This window comes from Vulcanococcus sp. DEBay_Sum22DG08_74, from assembly GCF_017852955.1.
Classification (GTDB): Bacteria; Cyanobacteriota; Cyanobacteriia; order PCC-6307; family Cyanobiaceae; genus Vulcanococcus.
The window spans coordinates 1-4,679 of sequence record NZ_JAFMKL010000120.1 but is presented as its reverse complement, the minus strand read 5'-3'; the positions used below and the strand labels follow the sequence as shown (position 1 = coordinate 4,679).

Annotated in this window: 10 protein-coding genes and 1 pseudogene; all 11 read right to left on the bottom strand. The window is 62.3% G+C overall.

Annotation, left to right across the window (positions count from 1 at the left end; translation table 11 throughout):
- A pseudogene (locus tag QZ184_RS10205) lies at positions 1-65 on the bottom strand (30S ribosomal protein S8); the annotation flags it as partial.
- A 20-nt stretch (positions 66-85) separates the two neighbouring features.
- A complete protein-coding gene (gene rplE, locus QZ184_RS10200) occupies positions 86-625 on the bottom strand; it encodes a 50S ribosomal protein L5 (RefSeq protein ID WP_010314952.1) in 540 nt (179 codons plus the stop codon).
- Positions 626-689: 64 nt separating this feature from the next.
- Positions 690-1,046 carry a 50S ribosomal protein L24 gene (gene rplX, locus QZ184_RS10195; RefSeq protein ID WP_010314950.1) on the bottom strand — a complete coding sequence of 119 codons (357 nt, stop codon included), beginning with the start codon at positions 1,044-1,046 and terminating at the stop codon, positions 690-692.
- 1 nt (position 1,047) lies between these two features.
- Positions 1,048-1,413, bottom strand: a complete 366-nt coding sequence (rplN, locus tag QZ184_RS10190) for a 50S ribosomal protein L14 (RefSeq protein ID WP_010314948.1) — start codon at positions 1,411-1,413, stop codon at positions 1,048-1,050.
- Positions 1,414-1,425: 12 nt separating this feature from the next.
- Positions 1,426-1,677 (bottom strand): 30S ribosomal protein S17, encoded by a 252-nt coding sequence (gene rpsQ, locus QZ184_RS10185; protein ID WP_185186182.1) that lies wholly within the window; start codon positions 1,675-1,677, stop codon positions 1,426-1,428.
- A gap of 17 nt (positions 1,678-1,694) precedes the next feature.
- Positions 1,695-1,904 (bottom strand): 50S ribosomal protein L29, encoded by a 210-nt coding sequence (gene rpmC / locus QZ184_RS10180; protein ID WP_010314946.1) that lies wholly within the window; start codon positions 1,902-1,904, stop codon positions 1,695-1,697.
- Between the two features lie 2 nt (positions 1,905-1,906).
- Positions 1,907-2,368, bottom strand: a complete 462-nt coding sequence (gene rplP / locus QZ184_RS10175) for a 50S ribosomal protein L16 (RefSeq protein ID WP_296419447.1) — start codon at positions 2,366-2,368, stop codon at positions 1,907-1,909.
- Positions 2,369-2,384: 16 nt separating this feature from the next.
- Positions 2,385-3,113 (bottom strand): 30S ribosomal protein S3, encoded by a 729-nt coding sequence (rpsC, locus tag QZ184_RS10170; RefSeq protein ID WP_010314943.1) that lies wholly within the window; start codon positions 3,111-3,113, stop codon positions 2,385-2,387.
- Positions 3,114-3,132: 19 nt separating this feature from the next.
- Positions 3,133-3,486, bottom strand: a complete 354-nt coding sequence (gene rplV, locus QZ184_RS10165; protein ID WP_029626117.1) for a 50S ribosomal protein L22 — start codon at positions 3,484-3,486, stop codon at positions 3,133-3,135.
- Between the two features lie 4 nt (positions 3,487-3,490).
- Positions 3,491-3,766 carry a 30S ribosomal protein S19 gene (gene rpsS / locus QZ184_RS10160; protein WP_010311665.1) on the bottom strand — a complete coding sequence of 92 codons (276 nt, stop codon included), beginning with the start codon at positions 3,764-3,766 and terminating at the stop codon, positions 3,491-3,493.
- 35 nt (positions 3,767-3,801) lie between these two features.
- Positions 3,802-4,665 carry a 50S ribosomal protein L2 gene (gene rplB / locus QZ184_RS10155; protein WP_010314938.1) on the bottom strand — a complete coding sequence of 288 codons (864 nt, stop codon included), beginning with the start codon at positions 4,663-4,665 and terminating at the stop codon, positions 3,802-3,804.
- Between the last annotated feature and the right edge of the window lie 14 nt (positions 4,666-4,679).

Genomic DNA, 4,679 nt, shown 5'->3' with positions numbered 1-4,679 from the left:
TGACGTTTCTCACTCGCATTGCGAATGCGGGTGAGCATGTCGGAAATCGGGTCGTGATTAGCCATAGGTCGGGTCCGAAGAGGGCTCAGTTGCTGCGGAACGGCATTCCCATCTCGCGGAGGAGGGCCCGGCCCTCTTCGTCGTTACGGGCAGTGGTCACGATGGTGATGTCCATGCCCCGGATGGCATCGATCTTGTCGAAAGAGATCTCGGGAAAAATGATCTGCTCCTTCACCCCGAGGGTGTAGTTGCCACGACCGTCGAAGCTCTTCTCGCTCACACCGCGGAAGTCGCGGATGCGGGGGAGAGCCAGGTTGATGAGACGCTCGAGGAACGCATACATGCGGTCACCGCGGAGGGTGACGGCCACGCCAATCGGCATGCCCTGACGGATTTTGAAGCCAGCGATGGCCTTCTTGGCGCGGGTCACAACCACCTTTTGACCGGTGATGGTGGCCAGCTCCTCGATCGAGGCCTCAAGGGCCTTGGCGTTGGCTGCGGCTTCGCCGAGACCCCGGTTGACGGTGACTTTCACCACCTTGGGGACTTCGTGAATGTTCGAGAGACTGAGATCCTTAAGCAACTTGGGCTGGATCTTCTCCCGATAGTTCTGTTTAAGGGACATGACGGGGAAAGGAGATGCGCTTCTGGGCTTGGTCAGAAGGCGGACAAGGTCGATGTAAGAGAGATCAGTCGAGGATCTCGCCGGTTTTCTTGAGGCGGCGCTTCTTGGTGCCGTCCTTCTCCACCACGATTTCCACGCGGCTGGCCACCTTCTTATCGGTGGAATACAGCATCACGTTGGAAGCGTGCAGGGAGGCCTCTTCGGTCACGATGCGACCGGTTTCGCCTTCCTGGGTGGGCTTCATGTGACGGGTGCGCAGGTTGATGCCCTGCACAACCACGCGGTTCTCATAGGGAAGGGTGCGCAGGACCTCACCGGTCTTGCCCTTGTCCTTACCGCTGATCACCTGGACGGTGTCGCCCTTCTTGATGCGCATTTTGGCGCGCACCTGAACTTTGGCTTTAGGGGTGGCAGTCGCCATCTCAGATCACCTCCGGAGCGAGGGACACGATCTTGGTGAAGTTGCGGTCACGCAGTTCGCGAGCCACAGGACCGAAGACGCGGGTTCCCTTGGGGTTGTTGTCAGTGCCGAGGATCACGGCAGCGTTGTCGTCAAAACGGATCGAGTTGCCGTTGACGCGACGCATGGTGGCTTTGGTGCGAACCACCACAGCCTTGACCACGTCGGACTTTTTCACGCCCATGTTGGGCATGGCGTCCTTGACGGCGGCCACGATCACGTCGCCCACGTGGGCATAACGACGGTTGGTGCCCAGCACGCGGATGCACTGGATGCGCTTGGCGCCGCTGTTGTCAGCGACGTTGAGGAACGTTTCCTGTTGAATCATCGGGAGGTCTCCTCAGCTGGCGCTGCTGTTGTTCAGCACCTCGGCCACGGACCAACGCTTGGTGCGGCTGAGGGGACGGGTTTCGGTGATGCGGACGCGGTCACCCACCTTGCAGGTGTTGGCCTCATCGTGCGCCTTGTAGCGCTTGGTGCGGCTCACCGTCTTTTGATAGATGGGGTGGGGGAAGCGGTTTTCCACCGCCACCACCACGGTTTTATCCATCTTGTCGCTGACGACGGTGCCGACCCTTTCCTTGGTTGCCATAACGGTTACTTAGGGGATCAGGAAGCGGCGGAGCTCTTGCGCTCCGTTTGCACCGTCAGCAGCTGGGCCAGCTTGATGCGGGCGGCCTTGAAGCGGTGCGGGTTCTCGAGACGGCGGGTGGCCTGCTCGAAACGAAGGGTGAACAGTTCGCGACGGGTGTCGTCGATCTGAGTGGTGATGTCGCCGTCGGAAAGCTTGCGCACCTCGGCGATGTCGGGACGGGCCATGGTCAGGACTCCACGGTGGTGGCCGCCGCGGCAGCCTGTTCAGCTTCCTGATCAGCCAGGGTCAGGAACTTGGTTTTCACGGGCAGCTTGTACTGCGCCAGGCGCATGGCCTCTTTGGCGATCTCGGGGGTGATTTCGGCACCGCCCATCTCGAAGAGAATGCGGCCGGGCTTGATCACAGCCACCCAGAACTCCGGGTTGCCCTTACCGGAACCCATCCGGGTCTCGGCGGGGCGCATGGTCACCGGCTTGTCGGGGAAGATCCGGATCCAGATCTTTCCGCCCCGCTTGACGTAGCGGGTCATGGCACGGCGGCTGGCCTCAATCTGGCGGGAGGTGATCCACCCGCACTCTTGGGCCTGCAGAGCGAACTGACCGAAGGCGATGGTGTTGCCACGGGTGGCGACACCGCGCATGCGGCCGCGCTGCTGCTTACGGAATTTGACGCGTCTTGGACTCAGCATGGTTCAGGCCTCCTGATCACTCTTCGTTCGAACGGTCTTCGAACTGTTGGGGCCGGCGGCTAGCGCGGCGCTTGGGCGCAGCACCCACGGGCACCTTGTCCTGAGTGCCGGGAAGCACTTCCCCTTTGAAGACCCAAACCTTGATGCCCAGCACCCCGTAGGTGGTGGTGGCCACTTTGGTTGCGTAGTCGATGTCGGCGCGGAGGGTGTGCAGGGGCACCCGACCTTCACGGCTCCACTCGGTACGGGCAATTTCTGCACCGTTGAGGCGGCCGCTGACCTGAAGCTTCATGCCCAGGACACCAGCGCGCTGAGCACGCTGGATGGCCATACGCATGACGCGACGGAAGGCAACACGCTTCTCGAGCTGTTGAGCGATGTACTCAGCCAGCAGGAAGGCGTCAGCGTCAACGCGCTCCACTTCCACCACGTTGATCCGCACCTGACGGGCGGAGTCACCGATGGTTTTTTGGATGCCGCTGCGCAGCTCTTCAATGCCGCTGCCCTGGCGGCCGACGAGAACGCCGGGGCGGGCAGTTTTGAGCTCAACCTCAAGCTGATCGGCCTTGCGGGCGATCACAACGTCGCTGATGCCAGCGGCGCCGTACTTCTTGTGGATGAACTTACGGATCTGATCGTCTTCCTTCAGGAGAGACGGATAGGTCTTGCTGGGGGCGTACCAGCGGGACCGGTGTTCCTGGGTGATCCCCAGGCGCAAGCCGGTTGGATGGATCTTGTGTCCCATCGATCGGTGTCCTCGGGGGTCAGGCGGCAGGAGCCACAGCAATGCTGATGTGGCAAGTCTTTTTCTGGATCGCGTAGGCGCGACCCTGGGCACGGGGGCGATAACGCTTCATCACCGGACCCATGTCAGCCGTAGCGACAGAGATCACGAGAGAGGCGGGATCGAGACCCAGGTTGTGCTCGGCGTTGGCCACAGCGCTGCGCAGGACCTTGGTGATCGGTCCGGTGGAGCGGTAGGGCATGAACTCGAGCATGATCAGCGCGTCGCGATAGCTGCGACCGCGGATCTGGTCGAGAACCCGGCGAACCTTGGACACGGAACCGCGGATATAGCGGCCGTGTGCCTGGGCAGTCGTGGATGAGGTGTTTGCCATGTCCTCAGCGGCCTCCTTTCTTGTCCTTGATGTGGCCGCGGAAGTTGCGCGTTGGCGCAAATTCCCCCAGCTTGTGGCCCACCATCTGCTCCGTCACGTAGACGGGCACATGGGCCTTGCCGTTGTGCACGGCAATGGTGTGGCCGATCATCATCGGCAGGATCGTGGAAGCACGTGACCAGGTCTTGATCACGGACTTGTCATCGGCGGCGTTCTGCTTTTCAACCTTCCGCAGAAGGCTGTCGGCAATGAACGGACCTTTTTTGAGTGAACGTCCCATAGCGGTTTAAACGAACAGCAAAGCGGTGAGGTTGATCAGGAATCGCGTCCGCCACGGCTCCGCTTGGAGGTGCGGCGACGTTTCCGGAGCACAAACCGATTGCTGGGTTTGTTCCGCTTGCGGGTCTTGAGGCCCAGTGCAGGCTTACCCCAAGGAGTGACAGGGCCAGAACGGCCGATCGGAGCGCGGCCCTCGCCACCACCGTGGGGGTGATCGCAGGGGTTCATCACGCTGCCTCGGACCTGGGGGCGACGACCCAGCCAGCGGCGACGGCCGGCCTTGCCCAGGCTGGTGTTCCGAACCTCAGCGTTACCCACTTCGCCGAGGGTGGCGTAGCACTCACGGCGGACCAGGCGCACCTCGGTGGAGGGCAGCTTGAGGGCGACGTAGTCACCTTCCTTGGCCATCACTTGAGCGCTGGCACCAGCGGTACGAACCATCTGGCCACCGCGACCGGCGTAGAGCTCAACGCAGTGAACGCTGGAGCCCAGGGGGATCGCCGAGAGGGGCAGGGCATTGCCGGTCTCGATCGGAGCATCGGGGCCGGAGACCACGGTGGAGCCCACGGTCACGCCAGCCGGAGCCAGGATGTAGCGCTTCTCGCCATCGGCGTAGAAGAGCAAAGCCAGGCGGGCGTTGCGGTGGGGGTCGTAGTGGATCGCTGCCACCTTGGCGACCACACCGTGCTTATTGCGGCGGAAGTCGACCAGGCGATAGAGGCGCTTGTGGCCACCACCGCGATGGCGGCAGGTGATCACACCGCGGTTGTTGCGACCTTTGCGTTGGTGCTTGGCCACCACCAGGCCCCGTTCGCGACCACGACCGGTGACTTCAGCGAAATCGCTGGCGACACGGGTACGGGTGCCGGGGGTGATGGGGCGGTACTTACGGATTCCCATAGTTCTTCAGACCC